Origin of the sequence: Streptomyces sp. CA-181903 (genome assembly GCF_050937075.1) — a bacterium.
Classification (GTDB): domain Bacteria; phylum Actinomycetota; class Actinomycetes; order Streptomycetales; family Streptomycetaceae; genus Streptomyces.
Window position 1 is genome coordinate 5,351,479 of record NZ_JBNJLY010000001.1, and the last position, 20,165, is coordinate 5,371,643.

The window sequence follows — 20,165 nt, forward strand, 5'->3', positions numbered from 1 at the left end:
GACTCATGGACGCTGTCACCCAGGTCCCCGCCCCGGTCAACGAGCCGGTGCACTCCTACGCCCCGGGCTCCCCGGAGCGCGCCCGCCTCGAGGCCAAGCTCAAGGAGCTGGCGGGCAACCCCATCGACCTGCCGATGACGATCAACGGCGAGAAGCGGATGGGCGGCGGCGAGCGCTTCGACGTCGTGCAGCCGCACAACCACCGGGCCCGCATCGGCACCTACGCCAACGCCACCGAGCAGGACGCCCAGGACGCGATCGACGCCGCCCTGGCCGCCGCCCCGGCCTGGCGCGCGATGTCCTTCGACGACCGCGCCGCGATCATCCTCCGCGCCGCCGAGCTGCTGGCCGGCCCGTGGCGCGAGACGCTGGCCGCCTCCACCATGCTCGGCCAGTCGAAGACCGCCCAGCAGGCCGAGATCGACACCCCCTGCGAGCTCGTCGACTTCTGGCGCTTCAACGTGCACTTCGCGCGCCAGATCCTCGCCGAGCAGCCGGTCGCCAACTCCGCCGGCGTGTGGAACCGCAGCGACCACCGCCCGCTGGAGGGCTTCGTCTACGCGATCACGCCGTTCAACTTCACGGCCATCGCCGGCAACCTGCCGACCGCCCCCGCCCTCATGGGCAACGTCGTCGTCTGGAAGCCGTCCCCGACGCAGACCCACGCCGCCGTGCTGCTGATGCAGCTCCTGGAGGAGGCCGGCCTCCCCAAGGGCGTCATCAACCTGGTGACCGGCGACGGCCTCGCCGTCTCCGAGGTGGCCCTGAACCACCCCGAGCTCGCGGGCATCCACTTCACCGGCTCCACCAAGACCTTCCAGTACCTCTGGAAGACCGTGGGCAACAACATCGAGAAGTACAAGGGCTACCCGCGCCTCGTCGGCGAGACCGGCGGCAAGGACTTCGTCGTCGCCCACCCGAGCGCCGACCGCGCCATCCTGAAGACCGCCCTGACCCGCGGCTCCTTCGAGTTCCAGGGCCAGAAGTGCTCGGCCTCCTCCCGCGCCTACATCCCCCGCTCCATCTGGGAGGACGGCTTCAAGGAGGAGTTCGCGGCCGAGGTCGACGGCATCACCATGGGTGACGTCACCGACCTGTCGCACTTCATCGGCGCCGTCATCGACGAGCGCGCCTTCGCCAAGAACAAGGCCGCCATCGACCGCGCCAAGGCCGACCCGACCTGCACCATCGTCGCGGGCGGCACCTACGACGACTCGGTCGGCTACTTCGTCCGCCCGACCGTCATCGAGTGCACCGACCCGTCCAACGAGGTCTTCACCACCGAGTACTTCGGTCCGATCCTCGCCGTCCACGTCTACGAGGACGGGGACTTCGACGCGATGCTCCAGCAGATGGAGTCCGTCTCGGCGTACGCCCTGACCGGCTCGGTCATCGGCCAGGACCGTGCCGCGGTGGCCGACGCGATGGAGAAGCTCCGCTTCGCCGCGGGCAACTTCTACATCAACGACAAGTCGACCGGCGCCGTCGTCGGCCAGCAGCCCTTCGGCGGCGGCCGCGCCTCCGGCACGAACGACAAGGCCGGTGCGGCCACCAACCTCCTGCGCTGGGTCTCGACCCGGTCCATCAAGGAGACCCTGGTCCCGCCGACCGACTACCGCTACCCGCACCAGGGCTGACCTGCCCCTTTTCCGGGTTCCCGCCCTCGTCCGGCTCGTGCCGGGCGGGGGCGGCGGCGTTTCCGTCCACGCGGCGTCATGGCGGCGCCACGGCGGCGTCACGGCTGCTAGGCCGCGACGGCGTACGCGGGCGAGCCGAGCCGCAGTTCGGCGAGCGTCCCGCCGCGCGCCGCGTCCAGGGCCGCCTTGACGCGGCGCGCCTGATGCGGGGAGCAGCGCTCGCCGAGCCCGCCGATGGGCACCCAGGCGTAGCCGGCCAGTTCCGGCGTCTCGGGGAGCCGCACGTCGACGTCGCCGTCGTGCGGGACGACGGCGTACACGAAGGTGATGCCGGCCTCGGCCCCGCCGCCCTTCCGTGCCCAGTCGGTGACGAGCAGCCGCGCGGGCCGGACGGTCAGACCGGTCTCCTCCGCCACGGTTCTGGCGACGGCCTCCCAGGCCGGCTCGTCCGCCGTGACCGGCCCGCCCGGCAGCCGGAAGTTGGTGCCTGGCACACCCGGGTGCGAGGGCGACACCATGAGCACGTCCCGCTCGTCCGCGCCGGCGGGGGAGGGACGGCAGATCAGCGCCCGCGCGGTCACCCGCACGCACGGCGCGGGTTCCGCGCGCGCCAGGCCGAGCGTCCGCCGGTGACCGAGCAGTTCCCGGGTGATCATCGCCAGGCTCCGGCAGTACGTGAACGCCGACTCCAGCCCGTTCCCGGGCCCGTGCACCTGGCCCGGTACGTGGCCTCGTCGGCCGCCCGCTCGGCGGCGACCCGCCGTGCGTCGTCCACCGGCAGCGACTCCCGTGCCGCGCCCTTGATCCAGGGCGCCCACTCGTTGATGAAACGGCGCAGCTCCGCCGCCGACGCCTCCATGATCTCCGCGGGCGGTGGCATGGTCGCGGTGAGCACCAGCCCGGCGACGCTCTCGATCTCCGCCTCGGCTTCGGGGCGGAGCGTCGGCGGGGCGGCGCGTCGCCCTCCGTTGGGCGGCATGGCTGTACCGGGCCAGACGGGCATGGGGGTCGGTCTCCTCCGTGGGGGGACGGCTGTCGGGAACCGATACACGCCGGCGCGAACACTGTCGTTCGCTTACGTGTGCGAGGCCGCACGGCGGGCATCACAGTGGGGTCGAACGCGGCGTCGGGCGACGGGAGTTACGTGCCCCGGTTCCGGTCTCCAGTATCCGCCTTGGCCCCTATGCTCACCCTCATCTCAGGGTTGAGTGCTCACCAAGTCGATTGGGGGATGCAACTATGGCTGGTGCTGCTCCACTTGATCCGTACCAGGCGCGCGTGGCCAAGCTTGCGGCGGCGATCCGCGAGTACCGGCTCGCGAAAGGGTGGAAACAGGCGGAGCTTGGTGACGCGGTCGCCTTGTCGAACACCGCGATTTCTCACTTCGAGAAGGGGTCACACGTGCCGAGGCGCGACGTCGCCCGCCGCATCGACGTGGTGCTGGAGGCGCGTGGCCGCATTTGGGAACTCCGTGACGAACTCGACGACAATCCCGACGCCAAGTCGATCCAACGGGCTTTCGGGTACGAGTCACGAGCGATCCGAATCCGTCATGCCAGTGGGGTCATCCCCGCTCTGCTCCAGAATCCCGAGTACGAACGGGCGATCATTGAGAAAAACAACCCGTTCTTCGGTGGCGACGTCGAAGAGAAGCTCATGTATCGGGCGCGTCGGCACGCGATTCTCAAGCGTTCCGATCCGCCCCTGTTCTCCGCGATTTTCACCGAGGCGGCCCTCTATGCGGTGATTGGCAGTGGGTCGATCATGCGGAGGCAGCTCATGGACTTGATCACCGTTTCCCAACGTCCGGGCATCGAGGTGAGGATCGCACCGTTCGACGGCAATGCCGACCTTCTGCAGTCCGTCGGAGAGTTCATGATCATGGACCTTCCCACAGGGAAAACAGTCGTGTACGCGTCGTCCGGTGTGCGCGGAGCCCTCGTCACCAAGCCGGGGGACGTGGCCGGATACGTCGGCATCTATGATCGGCTCCAAGCCGGGGTGCTCGACGCCGAAGCATCAAGGGTACTGATCGGCAAGGTAGTTAGGGAGATTTACGGTGCGCACCGAAACGTCTGACCTGTCCATAGCAGTCTGGCGTAAGAGCTCCCACAGCCAGAACAGCGCCAGCTGCATCGAGATAGCCGACCAGTTCCCCGGCATCCTCCCCATACGCGACTCCAAAACCCCCGACCGCTCCCCGATCGTCGTCCCCCGAGCCGCCTGGGCCTCCTTCGTGACCGCCGTGGCGTCCGGCGGGGGAGTGCCCGTCGATATGGGCTGAGATGCGTACGCAATCGAGCACGCCGAGCACCGCGGAGAGAGCGGTGCCGGTCGGTGCGGGTCAGCTCTCCTCGGTCCTCGCCCTGGGGCGCGAGGGGGTTATGGCTGGGGAGGCGGTGTAGCTGCCGAGGAAAAGCAGGGCCTCCTCGGCAGGACTTCCGGGCGGGGCCGTGTAGACCACAAGGAGGTGGTGAGCGGCGCCGGGGACCTGGAAGGTCTCGTAGTCGAGGGTTATGTCTCCGGCGGCGGGGTGCCGGAAGCGCTTTGATCCGTGGGTCTTCTCGTGCACATGGTGGCCGGCCCACAGCTTGCGGAAAGTTTCGCTGCCCAAGGCCAGTTCGCCGATGAGGCGCACGAGTTGCGGGTCGTGCGGCCGGCGTCCGGCTGCCATGCGCAGCATGCCGACGGTGGTACGCGCGGCTTCGTCCCAGTCGAGGTGAATCTTGGGCGCGTCCGGGTCCAGGAAGACGCGCCGGGCCATGTTCCGCTCGTCTGCCGGGAGGCGGGGGAAGTCGGCGATCAGCGCGGCTGCGAGGTGGTTCCAGGCCAGGACGTCGTTGCGGTCGTTCATGATGACGGCAGGGGCCGTGGGGATGGACTCGACGACCTGCCGCAGGGCAGAACGCAGGACGTCGCTCCGTCCGGTGATCGCTGTCGTCGCGCCGGCACGGCGGGGTGGTCGGGCCAGGTCGTACAGGTGGGCGCGTTCGGCGGGGCCGAGCATGAGTGCCCTGCCGAGTGCGTCGAGGACCTCGTCGGAGGGGTGATCGGCGCGCCCCTGTTCCAGGCGTACGTAGTAGTCGGTGCTGAGTCCGACGAGTTCCGCGACCTCTTCGCGGCGCAGCCCGGGCACGCGGCGGCGGCCGGTTGCCGGCAGGCCCACGTCCGCGGGTGATACCAGGGCTCGTCGGGCCCGGAGGTAGTCGCCGAGACTGTTGACGATCTTGTTCGTGCCGGCCATGCGCTCCAGTATGCGGGCGTGGCCGAGGGGTGCGGCGGCCGAAAGGTGGACCTGTCAGTCCCAGGGAAGCGCGGTCCCTTCATCCGCTGGTGGCCCAGGCGAAGGATCGAGTGCATGTCCACTCACTCTCGCCTCGACGGCTCACGCCGACCCGATCCGTCTCGCACATCCAGCGTCAGCGGTCCCAGGGCCGACCCGTCGCCGGGACCTGCCCCGGTCCGGCTGGGGGACGACGGCGGGCGCGGTTACCGGCCCACGGTGGTCGCGGTCGCGTCCGCCAGCATCATGCTGCCGTTCTCCGTGACCGGGGCCGCGATGGCCCTGCCGAGCATGGCGGCAGACCTGAGCTCTTCGGTCGGCGCCGCGCAGTGGATGCTGAACACCTTCAACATCACCTTCGCTGCCCTGCCGCTGGCAGCCGGCAGCATTGCGGACCGACTCGGCAGGCGCCGCGTACTGCTGACCGGCATCGCGCTGGTCGGCGGGCTGTCCCTCTTGATCACGCTGGCTCCTTCGATGGCCGTAGTCGATGTGGCCAGGGTGATCCAGGGGTGCGGGGCAGCGGCCATATTGGCCTCGGGAGCGGCGGTGCTGGCCCACTCCACCTCCGGACGCCGCCGCCGGTTGGCCTTCGGGATCCTCGGCACCTCCTTCGGCACGGGCCTGGCGATCGGACCGCCGGCCGCCGGGGCCCTGGCCGAAGCGACCGGCTGGCGGTCGGTATTCCTCCTGGTCGCGGCCATGTCCATACCCGCATGGCTGTGCGCGACCCGGGCCCCGGAATCCCGCAATCCCGACCAGCCTGCCCTCGACGTGGCGGGGCTGGTCACCTTCACCGCCGGACTGGCCTGTCTGTCCTTCGCCTTCGTCCAGGCCGGGGGCGCAGGCTGGAGCGCGCCGAGCACCCTGCTGATGCTCGCCGCGGCCGCGGCGCTGGTCGCCCTGTTCACCGTGATGGAGATCCGCCTGGCCGACCGTGCGATGTTCGATGTCCGCCTGTTCCGCAGGCCCGAGTTCGTCGCAGTGGTCTGCCAGCCCTTCACGGTCACCCTCGGCTTCGTCGTCTTGCTGGTCTACCTGCCCGCCTACCTCCAAGGCGTCGCCGGCCGCACCGTCGTGTCCAGCGGTCTGCTCCTCCTGCCGATGACCGCCCCGGTCCTGCTCCTGCCGCTGGCCGCCGGCCATCTGGCCGCGCGCACCTCCGTGCGCACCGTGCTGACCGGCGCTTCGGCACTGATCGTTGCCGGAGCCCTGCTCCTGGCGACCCTGCACGGCAACGGCTCATGGCTGGAGTTGGCCCTTCCCCTGCTTCCCTTCGGCGCGGGAGTCGGTCTGGCCTTCGGGGTCATGGACAACGCGGCCGTCAGCACTGTCCCGGTCGAGAACGCCGGAACCGCGGCAGGCATCTTCAACACCATGCGCATCACCGGCGAGTCCGTCGCCGTCTCCGGCGCCGCAGCCCTGCTCACCACCCTCACCGCCACCCGACTGAGCGGCAGCGGCCTCCCCTCCGATTCCGCCACCCGAATCGCCGGACAGGCCATCCAAGGCCAGGTGGCGGACGTGCATCGAACGGCCCTGGCCGCAGGATTCACCAGCGCATTCCACACACTCGGCCTCGTCCTCGCCGCCCTGTCCGCGCTCGGCGCGGTCCTCACCCACCTCGCACTCGCACCCCACCGAGCCGTCACGCGCCACTGAGCAGCCATAACCCGCCACACCGCACCACGCCCGCCGACCGGAAAGACACCCGTGCCCCATCGCGACGCTCCGTTGTCCGTGGAGGGACGCCGACGGCTCGTCCAGCGCTGCCAACACCGCCCGATCGCTCACGTCGCCGCCGAAACGGGAATCTCCCGTGCCCGCGCCGGCAAGTGGGTCAACCGGTATCGACAGTTCGGCGAGATCGGTCTCGAAGACCGATCCAGTGCACCGCGTCGCCGGCCCACCGCGACACCCGTCGAGGTCGTCAGCCGCATCGAGATGCTCCGTCGAGAGTCGCAAATCGACGGGTTCCCGCGCTGGTTGTGTGTTCTCCCCGACCTCGTCAGCCCTTTTCCGTCTTCCCCGGCAACGCCCGATCGAGGAGGATCTCCGCCGCCGCCCGCGCGTGCCGGCCGTAGTCCGCTTCGTCCAGGACCATGGCGCGGCTGGCCGCCCCGTCCGCGAGGATGGCCAGTTGCTCGGCGAGGGGGAGGGGTTCACGGCAGCCCAGTTCCGTCAGCACCGCGGCGATCAGCTGCACCATGCGCAGTTTCTGCTCCCGGGCGTAGGAGTGCACCGCGCTCTCCGGGTCGGGGAACTCCGCGGCGGCGTCGATGAACGGACATCCGCGTACCGGAGCCGCGTCCGCCGTCGGCTGGTCGAACAATCGGCGGATCCGCTCGCGCGGAGGGATGTCGTCGCGGGTCAGGACGCCTTCCAGAGTGGCCCCTGACTGCGCGAGGTCCCGCAGGTGGGCGATGACCAGATCGTTCTTGGTGCGGAAGTGCGCGTAGAGCGTCCGCTTGGAGACCGGTGCTTCCTCGGCGACCTGTTCCATGCCGGTCGCGCCGATGCCCTGGGCCGCGAACAGTCGGGCGGCGGCGGCCAGGATGCGCTCCCGGCCGCCGCGCCCTCGCCGCTGGGACGCCGCGGGCGGCGTGCTCACGCTCATGTTCATCCAGTAAGTATACGGGCTCGTTTACTTGCCGCGATGTGGCGCGTTAGGCTGGCGCGCATGTAAACGGAAACGTTTACTTAACGGTAAGGAGTCCCCCATGAGCACATGCGTCCCCACTGAGCTGAGCGGCTGCGCGGAGAAGCTGATACGCGGCCGCCGCGCGACCCGCGCGTTCCGTCCGGAGCCCGTACCCGAGGACACGATGCGCAGGATCTTCTCGCTGGCCGGCGCCGCGCCGTCCAACTCCAACGCGCAACCGTGGCAGGTGGAGGTGGTGAGCGGCGCGGCACGTCGGCGCCTGGCCGGTGCCCTGCGGGCGGCCCACGCCGAACGGCGCACCTCGGTGGACTTCCCGTATTCCGAAGGGATGTACGCGGGGGTGCACCATGAGCGTCGGGCGGCGTTCGGTGCCGAACTGTACGGGGCGCTGGGCATCGGCCCCGGCGATCACACGGCACGTGCGGCGTACGCCTCGGAAAGCCTGGGCTTCTACGGCGCGCCACACGCGGCCTTCCTCTTCGTCCACGGTTCCGTCCACGGTGAGGGAGCGGCCCGGTCGGCCGCGGACGTCGGCGCCTACATGCAGACGCTGCTCCTGGCGATGTCCGCGTACGGCGTGGACAGTTGCCCGCAGGGGCTCTTGAGCTTCTACGCCGACACCGTCCGCACCGAACTCGGCGTCACCGGAGGAAAGCTGCTCGTCGGCGTCTCCTTCGGGTACGCCGACGAGACGGCGCCGGTGAACCGGGTGCGGACCGAGCGGGCTCCGCTCCAGGCGACCACGGCCTTCCACGAGTAGGCGGTTCGTGCGAGCCGGCAGGCGGGGCACGGTCGTCCGGGTGGCGGTCCGGCCTGCGGACGGTCACGAGGACGGCCGTGGGGGCGGCCGCCCGCTGCGGCCTGATGCCGACGGGGCCGGCCGTCGCCGGGCGCCCCCGCGGCGGCACCCGGCACCCCCGCCCAGGCGCAGGTGCGGAACGAGGAGCACCGCCGACGCGACTCGCCGAACCAGGCCCTGCTGCCGGACGACGGCCCCACCGGTGGCTTCTTCTCCTGGGACGGAACGCCCGTGCCCTGGTGAGCGGCGCTGAGCCCAGGCGACGGCACTGACGCGCACGCCCCGAAAAACGCATTCCCACAGGCGGCGGTCCTCCGCTGGCAGGGCGCCGACGCGGGCCGGCCGTCTCAGATAGTAGGAAGCCCGAGTAAATACGGCGACAGCGCGGGAATGCTCGCTTAGCGTGGAGGAAGCCGAGCGTTCCGCTCCATCGAGCGACGGCGGACGTGGTCGGGCGCGTGAGCGCAGGTGATCCCTGCGAGCGTCCGGGCCCCCGCCCCTTCCCGGCTCACCTCTCTCACCAGACCGCATTCCTCGATTCCTCGCAGGACTTCTTCCGCAGGACTTCTTCCAGAGGAGACGTGACCCATGGCCGAGACCACCGCCGTCCGCAAGCCCCGCCGCACCCGCCGCGCCGAGCGCGACGCCGACCGCCTCAACGCCGCCGCCGCCCTCCAGCGGGCCCTCGACCGGCGCGACAACGGGGGCCCGGCGGGCCACTAGCCACAGCCGTCGCGTTCGGGGGCGGCTGCGGCGGGGTGGTCGCGGGCCTGCCGCCGCCCCGTCGCAGCCGGCTCCCGTTTCCGCGTGCGGGCGGGATCGTTCGTCAGCTCATGAACCAGCACACCGTCACCGCCGTCCGTGCCACCGGCGTCGTCCTGGCCCTCCTCGCCGGAGTCCAGGCCGTGGCGGCACCGGCGTGGGCCGGGACCGGAGGCGGTGGAACCCCTGCTCCGGTCGCCGGGGAGGACCTCCCCCTGCCCCTGCCTCTGCCCCCGCTCCGGCCCTTGTGCGCACCCGCCTCGGCCGACGCCCCGTCCCCGCCCCCGTTCCCGGCCCTGGTCAACGTGGGTGTCCAGGACATCGGCGTGCTGAGCGACATCGGTCCTCGGACGTGCACCGGCGGCCCGGTCGGCCGGTCCCTCTCGCGCGTCGCCGGCCTCCCGGTCCTGTCGGGGATCGTGCCCGCCGGCCCCTGACCCCGTCGCCGCCCCTTACCGTCCCGCCCGCACCACGTCGAAGTGGTCGACGCGCCTGCCGTTCTCCGCCAGCGCCGTGACCCGCAGCCGGGGGTGCGCTCCCGGCTCGCACTCCACCGCCAGGAAGGAGTGGCCCGTGTAGCGGACGCGCGACCACTCCACTCGTTCGGGGGACTTCACCCGGCCCTTCTTCCAGTGGTAGCTGGCGACGCTTTCGAGGTCGTGGACGTGGCCCTCGTAGCTGTCCGGGACGGGGAAGTCATAGAGGTCCGCGCCCGCGCCGCCGGCGGTGACGTAGACGGTGCCGTCGCGGGACGGGTCGACCGTCGCGCCGATGGGGACGCGGCGGCGGAGCCGGCCCGCGCGGAGGGCGTCCGTGCGTTCGTAGATGTGGTTGTGGCCGTTGATGACGAGGTCCACGCGGTGCTTGTCGAACAGGGGGAGCCACGCGTCGCGGACGCCGCCGTCCGAGGCGTGCGCCTTCGTCGTCGAGAAGGCGCAGTGGTGGAAGAAGACGATGACGAAGTCCACGTCCCGCTGGGCGCGCAGCTCGCGCAGCCGGCGGTCGAGCCAGGTGGTCTGCCGGCCGCCGCTGTAGCCGGTGTTGGCGGCGATCTCGTACGAGACGTCGTTGGCGTCGAGGGCGACGACGCCGACGTTGCCGTGGACGAAGGAGTAGGCGCCCGGCGACCTGCGCGGGTCGAAGCCGTTGGCGGGCAGCGCCCAGCGGGCGCTCTGGCCGCCGTAGCCGTTGGGGGAGTACCAGGCCTCCATGTCGTGGTTGCCGGTGGTCACCATCCACGGCACGCTCCGGGCCACGGACTCCGTCTGGGCGAGGAACTGGTCCCACACCCGCGCGTCGTACACGTCGCCGGGCCGGCCGGAGCCGCTGCTGTCGGCGTAGCAGATGTCGCCCGCGTGCAGGTGGAACGCCGGGTCCTGGCCGAGCAGCAGCTGGTCGTTGCCGAGCGCGTGGTAGCCGACGCCCTGGTCGCCGAAGGCCGTGAAGACGAACCGCTCGGGGTGCGCGGGCGCGGTGCGGAAGGAGGCGACCGTGCCCAGCCGGCGGGCGTCCGCCGGGTCGAAGCCGGTGTGCCCGACGCCGTAGTAGTACGTGGTGCCGGGCCGCAGCCCGTCCAGCGCGACGTGCAGGTAGTACTGGTCGACGGCGGGCAGCTTCCGGACCAGCGGCGGGGTGTGGAGGTGCCGCACCTCCGCCTCGACGCGGCGGCCGAGGTCCCACGGCTTCAGCCCGATCCGCAGGAACGGCTTGCGGACGGCGAAGGGCACCTGCCACGAGACGCGCATCTGGGTCTTCGGGTCGGCGCCGAAGGCGAGGTGCCGGCCGAAGGGGGCGACCAGGGAGCCGTCGACGCGGGTGGTGGCTCTCGCCGTCACGAGGGTGGGGGTGCCCAGGGCGGTGGTGGGCACCGCTCCCAGCAGGCCCGTCCCGGCGACCGCCCCGGCCGTCACCGCGCCCGTGCGCAGCAGGCCGCGCCGGGTGAGTCTGCTCCGCAGGTACTCGTGCTGCTCCGGCATGGTCATGCGCTCGGCGAGCGGACCGGGAATGCCTACGCGTGGAGTGTCCATGCCGGGAACGTGCCAGCAAAGGCCCGTCCCGTCACCCACTTCCGCCGAAATCCGCCGAACTGGCCTCAGCCGGTTACCCCTCGTCCATATGGTGGACGGAGAGTGTCATGCAGTGGGACGACGGAGTACGGTCCCGTCATGTCTCGCAGCATCCGCCTCGCAGTGATCCCCGGTGACGGCATCGGCCCCGAAGTGGTGGCCCAGGGACTCCGCGTCCTCACCACCGTCCTCCCCTCCGACGTGAAGCTGGAGACCCGGGAGTACGACCTCGGCGCCCGGCGCTGGCACGCCACCGGGGAGACCCTCCCCGACGCCGAACTGGAGTCCCTCAAGGAGCACGACGCGATCCTGCTCGGCGCGGTGGGCGACCCCTCCGTACCGTCCGGCGTGCTGGAACGCGGCCTGCTGCTCAAACTCCGATTCGCCTTCGACCACCACGTGAACCTGCGCCCCTCCCGGCTCTACCCCGGCACCACCGGCCCGCTCGCCGGCCGCCCGGACATCGACTTCGTCGTGGTCCGCGAGGGCACCGAGGGCCCGTACACCGGCAACGGCGGCACGCTGCGCACCGGCACCCCGGCCGAGGTCGCCACCGAGGTGAGCGTCAATACGGCGTACGGCGTGGAGCGCGTCGTCCGGGACGCGTACGCGCGGGCCCAGGCGCGGCCGCGGAAGAAGCTCACGCTCGTCCACAAGAACAACGTCCTGGTGTACGCGGGCCGGCTCTGGAAGTCCGTCTTCGACCGGGTCGGCCGCGAGTTCCCCGAGGTCACGACGGACTACCTGCACGTGGACGCGGCGACGATCTTCCTCGTCACCCAGCCCGAGCGGTTCGACGTGATCGTCACCGACAACCTCTTCGGCGACATCCTCACCGACCTCGCGGCGGCCGTCAGCGGCGGCATCGGGACCGCCGCCTCCGGCAACATCAACCCGGACGGTACGTTCCCGTCCATGTTCGAGCCGGTCCACGGCTCGGCCCCGGACATCGCGGGCACCGGCACGGCCGACCCCACGGCGACCGTCCTCTCCGTCGCCCTGCTGCTGCGGCACCTCGGGTACGAGGGGGAGGCGGCACGGGTGGAGGCGGCCGTCGCCGCCGATCTGGCGGGACGGGCGGGGGGCGGCGCCCGCTCGACGGAGGAGACGGGGTCCTCGCTCGTGAATCTGGTCTCCGAGGTACCGGGGGTACCCGCCTGACCCGTCCGCCCCGCGCGCGGCCGGAGTTCCCACCGTTCCACCGGGCCGCGCGCCTCCTCGGCGATCGCACAGGTATTTCGTTCACGCCCCCCTCCGAGCGATAATCGGACACGGGGCCGCGAGAAGATGGCGAAGAAGCTTGGACGTCCGCCAGAGCGGGGACGGCGTGAGCGCGGTCCGCAGCACCCGAAAGTTAAGGACACGCATCCATGACCACGCCCACGATCGAGCTCAAGCCCTCCTCGCAGCCGCTGTCCGACGCGGAACGGGAGCGCATCCTCGCGGACCCCGGGTTCGGCCGTCACTTCACCGACCACATGGTCACCATCAAGTGGGCGGACGGCGTCGGCTGGCACGACGCCCAGCTCGTGCCGTACTCGTCGCTGTCGATCGACCCGGCCAACATGACGCTCCACTACGGGCAGGCCATCTTCGAGGGCCTCAAGGCGTACCACCGCCCCGACGGCGGCGTCGCCACCTTCCGCCCGGACGAAAACGCCAAGCGCTTCCAGGCGTCCGCCCGCCGGCTGGCCATGCCCGAGCTGCCCGTCGAGACGTTCATCGAGGCGTGCGACGCGCTCGTCCGGCAGGACCGCGCCTGGGTGCCCACCTCCGGTGAAGCCTCCCTGTACCTGCGGCCGTTCATGTTCGCCACCGAGGCGGGCATGGGCGTGCGCCCGGCCAAGGAGTACCTCTTCGTCGTCATCGCCTCGCCGGCCGGCGCCTACTTCGCCGGCGGCGTCAAGCCCGTCTCCGTCTGGATCTCCGAGGAGTACGTGCGCGCCGCCCCCGGCGGCACCGGCGCCGCCAAGTGCGCGGGCAACTACGCCGCCTCCCTCGTCGCCCAGGCCCAGGCCGCCGAGAAGGGGTGCGACCAGGTGGTCTGGCTGGACGCGGTGGAGCGGCGCTGGATCGAGGAAATGGGCGGGATGAACCTGTACTTCGTGTACGGGAACCGCATCGTCACCCCCGAGCTGACCGGGTCCCTGCTGCCCGGCATCACGCGGGCCTCGCTGCTGCGGATCGCCTCGGACCTCGGGTACGAGGTCGCCGAGGGGCGGATCTCGGTGGACGACTGGCGGAGCGCGAACGAGGACGGCTCCCTGACCGAGGTGTTCGCCTGCGGCACCGCCGCTGTGATCACGCCCGTCGGGTCCGTGAAGTCCGCTCGCGGGGACTGGACGGTCGGGGACGGCGGGCCGGGGGCTGTCACGATGCGGTTGCGGCAGGCGCTGCTTGATGTGCAGACGGGGGCCGCGGAGGACACGTACGGCTGGATGCACCGGCTGGGGTGATGGGGTGGGGTGCCCCGGGCCCGCCCTTTCACCGTTTCTTGCGGGGGCGAGCCCCCGCAGCCCCGAAACCGCGCTCCGCGCGGTTGTCCTCAATCGCCGGACGGGCTGAATTCAGCCCGTCCGGCGATTGAGGACAAGGGGTCTGGGGCGCAGCCCCAGGAAACTGGGGGCACCTCCCAGCGGTAGCTGGGGGAGAAAGGGCGGGACCGGGGCACCCCCAGCCACCCGGCGACCACAACGCACGGAAGTACGCGGGATCGTTGCCAAGGGCCCCCTTGTCCGAAACCATGCCGTTCCGCCACCGTGCCCCCATGGAACAGCACTGGAAGAAGATCTGGATCGGCTCGGCCGGCAACATGGTCGAGTGGTTCGACTGGTTCGTCTACGCCAGCTTCGCGACGTACTTCGCGGGCTCCTTCTTCCCCGAGGGCAATGACACCGCCAAACTCATGAACACCGCCGGCATCTTCGCCGTCGGCTTCTTCATGCGGCCGGTCGGCGGCTGGCTGCTCGGGCGGGTGGGGGACCGGCGGGGGCGCAAGGCGGCGTTGACGCTGACCGTGACGCTGATGTCCGCCTCGGCGGTGCTGATCGCCGTCGCGCCCACCTACGGGGTGGCGGGGTACGGCGGTGTCGCCGTCCTGCTGGTGGCGCGGCTGTTGCAGGGGCTGTCGGTGGGCGGCGAGTACGCGGCCAGCGCCACGTACCTCACCGAGGCGTCCGCGCCGGGCCGCCGCGGGTTCGCGTCCAGCTTCCAGTACGTGTCCATGACGGCCGGCCAACTCCTGGGCCTGGGGCTGCTGATCGTGCTCCAGCACACCCTGACCTCCGCCCAACTGCACGAGTGGGGCTGGCGGATCCCGTTCAGCGTCGGCGCGCTCGGGGCGGCCGTCATCTTCTACCTGCGGCGCAGCATGCTGGAGACGGACACCTACCAGGAGGCGGACGACACCCCGCAGGGCGACCGCGGCACGGTCCGCGCCCTGCTGCGGCACAAGCGCGAGGCGCTGCTGGTCATCGCGCTGACCATGGGCGGCACGGTCGCGTACTACACGTACACCACGTACCTCACCAAGTACCTCTCCAACACCGCGGGTCTGCCCAAGCAGACGGCCACTCTCGTCAGCTTCTGCGCGCTGCTCGTCTTCGCCTGCCTCCAGCCGCTGGCGGGCGCGCTCTCGGACCGGATCGGCCGCCGGCCGCTGCTGATCACGTTCGCGGTGGGGTCCACCTTCCTCACCGTGCCGATCATGACGCTGCTGAAGCACGCCGGTTCGTTCTGGCCCGCGCTCGGTCTCGCGCTGCTCGCCCTGATCGTGGTCACCGGGTACACCTCCATCAACGCCTGTGTGAAGGCGGAGCTCTTCCCGACCGGCGTCCGCTCCCTCGGCGTCGCGCTGCCGTACGCGATCGCCAACGCCGCGTTCGGCGGCACGGCGGAGTACGTGGCGCTGTGGTTCAAGAAGAGCGGGATCGAGTCGGGCTTCTCCTGGTACGTGGCGGGGTGCGCGGCCGTGTCGCTGGTGGTGTACCTGACGATGCGGGAGACCCGGGACATCGACCTCAAACGGGTCGGGGACGCCCCGCCGGCCGGTCCGGCCGCGGAGCCCGGGGCGCTCGGGGGCGCCCAGGGGGCCGTGCCCGCGCCCTGACGCCCCGAACACGCATCCGGCATCCGGCCCCGCCGCCCGCATGGTGAGACGACTCCCCGGCGGCGGGGGCGGCTGTGCAAGACTCCGTCCCGTGTTCTCGCTCGCCATGATTACGGGCAGCAGGCGCGCCGGTCCGCAGTGACCGTTCCGTACGCACCTGGTACGGCACGGCCACCCTCGTCCCCGACCCGCGCGCAGACCTCTCGCACCCGCGAGGGGTTTTTTCGTTTCCGGCCCACCCTTCGCCGGGAGCGGAGCACGCGGGACCATGGAGGGACGGTGGAGCCGGTCATTCCGGTAGACCGAGATCCCGACAGGAGCTCAGCAGCATGACGGACACCCTCACGGACGCCCCCGAGGCGGCGCCGTCCGACGCGTTCCACGTCTTCGACACCACGCTTCGCGACGGCGCGCAGCGCGAGGGCATCAACCTCACGGTGGCGGACAAGCTCACCATCGCCCGGCACCTGGACGACTACGGCGTGGGCTTCATCGAGGGCGGCTGGCCGGGCGCCAACCCACGGGACACCGACTTCTTCCGGCGCGCCCGGGAGGAGATCACCTTCCGCCACGCCCGGCTCGTCGCGTTCGGCGCCACCCGCAAGCCGGGCGTCCGGGCGGAGGACGACCCGCAGGTGGCCGCGCTGCTCGCGTCCGGCGCCCCGGTCGTCACGCTGGTCGCCAAATCGCACGACCGGCACGTCGAACTGGCGCTGCGCACCACGCTGGACGAGAACCTGGCGATGGTCCGGGAGACCGTCGCCCATCTGCGGGCGCACGGCCGGCGGGTGTTCGTCGACTGCGAGCACTTCTTCGACGGCCACCGGGCCAATCCCGCGTACGCCACCGAGGTGGTCCGCGCCGCGCACGAGGCGGGCGCCGACGTGGTCGTGCTCTGCGACACCAACGGCGGCATGCTCCCCGCGCAGGTGGCGGTGACCGTCTCGGCGGTCCTCGCGGCGACCGGCGCGCGGCTCGGGATCCACGCGCAGGACGACACCGGGTGCGCGGTGGCCAACACCCTCGCCGCCGTGGACGCGGGCGCCACCCATGTGCAGTGCACGGCCAACGGCTACGGCGAACGCGTCGGCAACGCCAACCTCTTCCCCGTCGTCGCGGCCCTGGAGCTGAAGTACGACCGGCGGGTGCTGCCGCCCGGCAGACTGGCCGAGACGACCCGCGTCTCGCACGCCATCGCCGAGGTCGTCAACCTGACGCCGTCCACGCATCAGCCGTACGTGGGGGTTTCGGCCTTCGCGCACAAGGCCGGACTGCACGCCTCCGCGATCAAGGTCGATCCGGATCTCTACCAGCACATCGACCCCGAACAGGTCGGCAACACCATGCGGATGCTGGTCTCCGACATGGCCGGCCGGGCGTCGATCGAGCTCAAGGGCAAGGAACTCGGCATCGACCTGGGCGGCGACCGCGAACTCGTCGGCCGGGTCGTCTCACGCGTCAAGGAGCGGGAGGCGCAGGGCTACACGTACGAGGCGGCGGACGCCTCCTTCGAACTGCTGCTCCGCCAGGAGGTGACCGGCCGGGCGCTCCGCTACTACCGCGTCGAGTCCTGGCGCGCCATCGCCGAGGACCGCCCCGACGGCACCCACGCCAACGAGGCGACGGTGAAGCTTTGGGCCAAGGGCGAGCGGATCGTCGCCACGGCGGAGGGCAACGGCCCGGTCAACGCCCTGGACCGGGCGCTGCGTTCGGCCCTCGAACCCTTCTACCCGCAGCTCGGAGGGCTGGAGCTGACCGACTACAAGGTCCGCATCCTGGAAGGCAGCCTGGGCACCGGCTCGATCACCCGCGTCCTGGTCTCCACCAGCGACCAGGACGGGGAGTGGTCCACGGTCGGCGTCGCCGAAAACGTCATCGCCGCGTCCTGGCAGGCGCTCGACGACGCCTACGCGTACGGGCTGTGGCGCGCGGGCGTCGAACCGCGGGAGTGAGCGCGGGAATGGCCGCCGGGACGTTATGAGAGGCCACGGTGCTTCGCCCCGTTGAAGAATGGGCAGGCACCGTGGGTCAATTGGTGACTCAAGAGGAGGACAGGGCTTCTTCTACTCGGCCCACCAAATCCCGACATTTGGTTGTGTTCTTGAACAGCGGGGCCAGGTAGTTGTTAGGATAGGCTTCCTCGATAGCGGCTGTGAGTGATGCAAGGACTTCTCCGGTGACGAGGTGGACCCTGGAAAGCTCTTTGTCCCAGTTGAACCCCGGGTCGTTGATCTTTTCGAGTCTCACTTGATTGAAAACCAGCTGAAGGATCAGGCGGTTTCCGTGCATGGCGATTGCGTAATTCCGGTCGACGAGTCGGGTGCGGCGGTCCTGCAGGTCGGCTTCCACTCGGCGCATGACCTGTACACATCGCCACACTCTATGAGCGGTTGTGCCAGCGTTGAACAGGTTGGTGTACGGAGCGCGCTCGGTGTTTTCCGAGAGCCTGCCGACCGAGCTCTTGGCCATCACGCTGTAGTAAGGGTTGTTGTGCGCGCAGGCCAACGCGACCAGGGCGTCTTCGACCGTACACCCGTCGGTCTCGGCCGGCGCGTTTTCGCCACGCTTTACCGAGTACTGCTTTTGTAGAGACAGCAGCATGTCTCGCCGAATTCTTTCCTGCTGGCGGTCCAGGGCGACGAAGTCTCTGTTCTCTACGCTGTTCTGCGTATTGGTAGCCCGGGTGACGTCTGTGGCGAACCCGGGCGGGCAGCCCTCAAGGGAAATGAAGCGAACCCATACGCGGGCACCTTCCAAGGCCTCGCTGCCCTTCAGGCCTGCCCTATGGATACTGGCCACTGTCTGCGCGCCATTGACTACGCTTACGCCTTCGATGGCGAAATCGCCGTAGGTGTGCGTAGCTCCGCCTCTTGGTGTCTTTTTTATCGAATCACACAGAGCCGTAATGCCGTTGTTGAAGTACCAGAAGTGCTGCCCGTTGTGCAGGAGAGTGTCCGTCAGCCCTTCGTTCACCTCGGTGTTTCCAAGGGATTTCCGTAGGTTCTGCGAGAAAAGGCGATCGCCGTGCTTTTCGTACCAGGAGGATATCTCGGAAGCCTGGACCAGGCCGTAGTAGGCTTGGTAAGGGACATCCACCGTCCCCCATTGTTCGATGGGTACCGTCAGTTCGATTCTCGGACCGGCGGTGCCTTCGACCACCATGGAGTGGAACTCTTTCAGTCCAAGGACTTCCAAAGAGACCACAGGGTCGTTCTCGTTTACCTCGCGAAGGAAATCGCCGAAGACTGTACTTGCCTCTGTGGGTAGTTCGCTGCGGCCGGTAGTGGCGATGACTATGATGAATGTGACCGCCGGGTCGCTCAAGGCTTTGGCGATCTGGGGCTGGCGAGCCTGAAGCGCAGGGGAGAAGCGGTCGAACTTCATGTTGAACAGATCGCTACAACCGTTGCGAACCTTAAGGGCGTCGCCCTGCGAAAGGCCGGAATCGCCAGAGGAATCCCATTTTGATTGGACGATGACGATGCGGTGGTTGTCCTCATCCACGGCAAGGGCGTCGATGCCGTTGTCGCCGAAGGAATCGACTACGCAGTGCGCTGCTTCCTCGGCAGACAGACTCGTGAATCGCTGGATGGCTCGGGCGGCGAGAGCTCTGCTGAGGAACGCGGAGCGCTCCTGTTTGGTCGATCTCCCCTCGTAATCGGACAGATCGATCTTTTCTTTGAAATCCTGTGACAGTGAATCCTCGATGTGCCTGACACGCAGTGCACGCATGTCATCCCCACCCTTCGATCATTCGTTGACCACGGCAGACTACCGACCGATGGTGGGGTGGGTCACAGCTATGGGTCAATCTGGTTGCTGTGGGGGCTCGGTGCTGCTTGATCGGGCCACTTTGAAGGCGTGGCGCGGACGGCGGAGATGTCGAAGACCAGCTTCACCTTGTCGCTGATCATGACGCCGCCGGCCTCCAGGGCCGCGTTCCAGGACAGCCCCCAGTCGGAGCGCTGTATCTCGGCGCGGCCCTCGAAGCCGACGCGCTCGGCGCCGTAGGCGTCGGTGGCCGAGCCGTTGAACTCCAGGTCGATGGCGACGGGACGGGTGACGTCCTTGATGGTGAGGTCACCCGTGAGGCGGTAGCGCTCGCCGCCGAGGGCCTCGGCGGAGGTGGAGCGGAAGGTCATCAGGGGGAACCGTTCGACGTCGAAGAAGTCCTCTTTGCGGAGGTGTGCGTCGCGGTCCTTCATGCCGGTGTCCACGCTCGCGACGGTGATGTCGAGGGAGGCGGTGGAACGGGAGGGATCGGTTCCGTCGAGGTGCAGCGCGCCCTGGTGCTCGTGGAAGGAGCCACGGACGTTGGTGACCATGGCGTGGCGCACGGTGAAGCCGATGCTGCTGTGGGCGGGGTCGATGGTCCAGTCGCCGGTGAGGGCGGCCAGCGCGGGGTTCGCGGCGGCCGGGGTCTCGGGGGCGGCGGAGTCGGAGGCGGACTTGCGGGTGAAGGGGCCCATGGCGTTCTCCTCGCGGGTCGACGGCCGGCCGGGCGGGGCCGGCGGGGTGGGTCGATCGGATCGCTCGATCCGGTTCCACGGTAATGCGGAATGGTTCATCATTCAACTGAATCGGTGGGGTTCCGGGCGGGATTCTCCGCGCCCGTGCGGACGCTTCGGGAGGGCGTTTCCGGCCGGGGTGCGTGGGTGCGGGGGTGCGGGGGTGTTGGGGTGTCGGCTCGCCGGGGCGTTACGGCGTCGGGGTGCCGGGTCGCCGGGATGCCGGGCCGTGGTCCTCGGGCCCCCGGGCCCCCGGGCCCCGGGCCCGGCTCGGGGGCGGCCCGGCGCGCGGCGAGTGCCCGCCCGCCGCGTCGGTAGCGGACGGTGGCGGGCGGATGCG

At 70.1% G+C, this 20,165-nt stretch carries 18 protein-coding genes and 1 pseudogene; 12 read left to right on the plus strand and 7 right to left on the minus strand.

The window, feature by feature from the left end; genetic code table 11:
* Positions 1-5 precede the first annotated feature (5 nt).
* A complete protein-coding gene (gene pruA, locus ACQEVS_RS23970; protein WP_433023556.1) occupies positions 6-1,637 on the plus strand; it encodes an L-glutamate gamma-semialdehyde dehydrogenase in 1,632 nt (543 codons plus the stop codon).
* A 107-nt stretch (positions 1,638-1,744) separates the two neighbouring features.
* Here pruA and ACQEVS_RS23975 read toward each other — a convergent pair whose 3' ends face one another.
* On the minus strand, positions 1,745-2,293 hold the full coding sequence (locus ACQEVS_RS23975; protein ID WP_433023557.1) for an NUDIX domain-containing protein: 549 nt from the start codon (positions 2,291-2,293) through the stop codon (positions 1,745-1,747).
* Complete coding sequence (locus ACQEVS_RS23980; protein WP_433023558.1) at positions 2,290-2,640, minus strand: DUF6415 family natural product biosynthesis protein; 351 nt, start codon at positions 2,638-2,640, stop codon at positions 2,290-2,292. The genes ACQEVS_RS23975 and ACQEVS_RS23980 overlap by 4 nt, the downstream gene beginning before the upstream one ends.
* A gap of 275 nt (positions 2,641-2,915) precedes the next feature.
* Here ACQEVS_RS23980 and ACQEVS_RS23985 point away from each other — a divergent pair, with 275 nt between their 5' ends.
* Both ACQEVS_RS23985 and ACQEVS_RS23990 read left to right on the plus strand, forming a co-directional pair.
* Entirely contained in the window at positions 2,916-3,716 is an 801-nt protein-coding gene (locus tag ACQEVS_RS23985; protein ID WP_433023559.1) for a helix-turn-helix domain-containing protein, read from the plus strand.
* Complete coding sequence (locus tag ACQEVS_RS23990; RefSeq protein ID WP_433023560.1) at positions 3,697-3,921, plus strand: DUF397 domain-containing protein; 225 nt, start codon at positions 3,697-3,699, stop codon at positions 3,919-3,921. Before ACQEVS_RS23985 ends, ACQEVS_RS23990 begins: the two co-directional genes overlap by 20 nt.
* Positions 3,922-3,981: 60 nt before the next feature.
* Here ACQEVS_RS23990 and ACQEVS_RS23995 read toward each other — a convergent pair whose 3' ends face one another.
* Entirely contained in the window at positions 3,982-4,881 is a 900-nt protein-coding gene (locus ACQEVS_RS23995; protein ID WP_433023561.1) for a helix-turn-helix transcriptional regulator, read from the minus strand.
* A gap of 258 nt (positions 4,882-5,139) precedes the next feature.
* Here ACQEVS_RS23995 and ACQEVS_RS24000 point away from each other — a divergent pair, with 258 nt between their 5' ends.
* Both ACQEVS_RS24000 and ACQEVS_RS24005 read left to right on the plus strand, forming a co-directional pair.
* Complete coding sequence (locus ACQEVS_RS24000) at positions 5,140-6,582, plus strand: MFS transporter (protein WP_433023562.1); 1,443 nt, start codon at positions 5,140-5,142, stop codon at positions 6,580-6,582.
* A gap of 51 nt (positions 6,583-6,633) precedes the next feature.
* Positions 6,634-6,879, plus strand: a pseudogene (locus ACQEVS_RS24005) (helix-turn-helix domain-containing protein); the annotation flags it as partial.
* Positions 6,880-6,928: 49 nt separating this feature from the next.
* Here ACQEVS_RS24005 and ACQEVS_RS24010 read toward each other — a convergent pair.
* Positions 6,929-7,543, minus strand: a complete 615-nt coding sequence (locus ACQEVS_RS24010) for a TetR/AcrR family transcriptional regulator (RefSeq protein ID WP_433023563.1) — start codon at positions 7,541-7,543, stop codon at positions 6,929-6,931.
* Positions 7,544-7,640: 97 nt separating this feature from the next.
* Between ACQEVS_RS24010 and ACQEVS_RS24015 the strand changes: the two genes are divergently transcribed.
* From ACQEVS_RS24015 to ACQEVS_RS24025, 3 genes are all read left to right on the plus strand, one after another.
* A complete protein-coding gene (locus ACQEVS_RS24015) occupies positions 7,641-8,342 on the plus strand; it encodes a nitroreductase family protein (RefSeq protein ID WP_433023564.1) in 702 nt (233 codons plus the stop codon).
* A 627-nt stretch (positions 8,343-8,969) separates the two neighbouring features.
* Positions 8,970-9,104, plus strand: a complete 135-nt coding sequence (locus ACQEVS_RS24020) for a hypothetical protein (RefSeq protein WP_398264157.1) — start codon at positions 8,970-8,972, stop codon at positions 9,102-9,104.
* A gap of 110 nt (positions 9,105-9,214) precedes the next feature.
* Positions 9,215-9,580 carry a hypothetical protein gene (locus ACQEVS_RS24025; RefSeq protein ID WP_433023565.1) on the plus strand — a complete coding sequence of 122 codons (366 nt, stop codon included), beginning with the start codon at positions 9,215-9,217 and terminating at the stop codon, positions 9,578-9,580.
* Between the two features lie 15 nt (positions 9,581-9,595).
* On the opposite strand, the gene ACQEVS_RS24030 is transcribed toward ACQEVS_RS24025, so the two are convergent.
* A complete protein-coding gene (locus ACQEVS_RS24030) occupies positions 9,596-11,170 on the minus strand; it encodes a purple acid phosphatase family protein (RefSeq protein ID WP_433023566.1) in 1,575 nt (524 codons plus the stop codon).
* Between the two features lie 138 nt (positions 11,171-11,308).
* Between ACQEVS_RS24030 and ACQEVS_RS24035 the strand changes: the two genes are divergently transcribed.
* The 4 genes from ACQEVS_RS24035 (at position 11,309) to cimA (ending at position 17,269) form a co-directional block, all read left to right on the plus strand.
* On the plus strand, positions 11,309-12,370 hold the full coding sequence (locus ACQEVS_RS24035) for a 3-isopropylmalate dehydrogenase (RefSeq protein WP_433023567.1): 1,062 nt from the start codon (positions 11,309-11,311) through the stop codon (positions 12,368-12,370).
* Positions 12,371-12,579: 209 nt separating this feature from the next.
* Positions 12,580-13,665: a branched-chain amino acid aminotransferase gene (locus tag ACQEVS_RS24040; RefSeq protein WP_433023568.1), complete on the plus strand. Its 1,086-nt coding sequence runs from the start codon at positions 12,580-12,582 to the stop codon at positions 13,663-13,665.
* A gap of 311 nt (positions 13,666-13,976) precedes the next feature.
* Positions 13,977-15,317, plus strand: coding sequence for an MFS transporter (locus ACQEVS_RS24045; RefSeq protein ID WP_433023569.1), 1,341 nt, complete (start codon positions 13,977-13,979; stop codon positions 15,315-15,317).
* A gap of 329 nt (positions 15,318-15,646) precedes the next feature.
* Positions 15,647-17,269 (plus strand): citramalate synthase, encoded by a 1,623-nt coding sequence (gene cimA / locus ACQEVS_RS24050; protein ID WP_433023570.1) that lies wholly within the window; start codon positions 15,647-15,649, stop codon positions 17,267-17,269.
* Between the two features lie 88 nt (positions 17,270-17,357).
* Here the strand turns inward: cimA and ACQEVS_RS24055 are convergent, their stop codons facing one another.
* Together ACQEVS_RS24055 and ACQEVS_RS24060 are read right to left on the minus strand one after the other, a co-directional pair.
* A complete protein-coding gene (locus ACQEVS_RS24055; protein ID WP_433023571.1) occupies positions 17,358-19,049 on the minus strand; it encodes an AIPR family protein in 1,692 nt (563 codons plus the stop codon).
* A gap of 68 nt (positions 19,050-19,117) precedes the next feature.
* Positions 19,118-19,786 carry a YceI family protein gene (locus tag ACQEVS_RS24060; RefSeq protein ID WP_433023572.1) on the minus strand — a complete coding sequence of 223 codons (669 nt, stop codon included), beginning with the start codon at positions 19,784-19,786 and terminating at the stop codon, positions 19,118-19,120.
* Positions 19,787-20,165 lie beyond the last annotated feature (379 nt).

Excerpts from the sequence above, each read along its gene's own strand:
- pruA (WP_433023556.1), top strand. The coding sequence starts at position 6 with ATGGACGCTGTCACCCAGGTCCCCGCCCCGGTCAACGAGCCGGTGCAC.
- ACQEVS_RS23975 (WP_433023557.1), bottom strand. The coding sequence starts at position 2,293 with ATGATCACCCGGGAACTGCTCGGTCACCGGCGGACGCTCGGCCTGGCG.
- ACQEVS_RS23980 (WP_433023558.1), bottom strand. The coding sequence starts at position 2,640 with ATGCCCGTCTGGCCCGGTACAGCCATGCCGCCCAACGGAGGGCGACGC.
- ACQEVS_RS23995 (WP_433023561.1), bottom strand. The coding sequence starts at position 4,881 with ATGGCCGGCACGAACAAGATCGTCAACAGTCTCGGCGACTACCTCCGG.
- ACQEVS_RS24010 (WP_433023563.1), bottom strand. The coding sequence starts at position 7,543 with ATGAACATGAGCGTGAGCACGCCGCCCGCGGCGTCCCAGCGGCGAGGG.
- ACQEVS_RS24015 (WP_433023564.1), top strand. The coding sequence starts at position 7,641 with ATGAGCACATGCGTCCCCACTGAGCTGAGCGGCTGCGCGGAGAAGCTG.
- ACQEVS_RS24020 (WP_398264157.1), top strand. The coding sequence starts at position 8,970 with ATGGCCGAGACCACCGCCGTCCGCAAGCCCCGCCGCACCCGCCGCGCC.
- ACQEVS_RS24025 (WP_433023565.1), top strand. The coding sequence starts at position 9,215 with ATGAACCAGCACACCGTCACCGCCGTCCGTGCCACCGGCGTCGTCCTG.
- ACQEVS_RS24030 (WP_433023566.1), bottom strand. The coding sequence starts at position 11,170 with ATGGACACTCCACGCGTAGGCATTCCCGGTCCGCTCGCCGAGCGCATG.
- ACQEVS_RS24035 (WP_433023567.1), top strand. The coding sequence starts at position 11,309 with ATGTCTCGCAGCATCCGCCTCGCAGTGATCCCCGGTGACGGCATCGGC.
- ACQEVS_RS24040 (WP_433023568.1), top strand. The coding sequence starts at position 12,580 with ATGACCACGCCCACGATCGAGCTCAAGCCCTCCTCGCAGCCGCTGTCC.
- ACQEVS_RS24045 (WP_433023569.1), top strand. The coding sequence starts at position 13,977 with ATGGAACAGCACTGGAAGAAGATCTGGATCGGCTCGGCCGGCAACATG.
- cimA (WP_433023570.1), top strand. The coding sequence starts at position 15,647 with ATGACGGACACCCTCACGGACGCCCCCGAGGCGGCGCCGTCCGACGCG.
- ACQEVS_RS24055 (WP_433023571.1), bottom strand. The coding sequence starts at position 19,049 with ATGCGTGCACTGCGTGTCAGGCACATCGAGGATTCACTGTCACAGGAT.
- ACQEVS_RS24060 (WP_433023572.1), bottom strand. The coding sequence starts at position 19,786 with ATGGGCCCCTTCACCCGCAAGTCCGCCTCCGACTCCGCCGCCCCCGAG.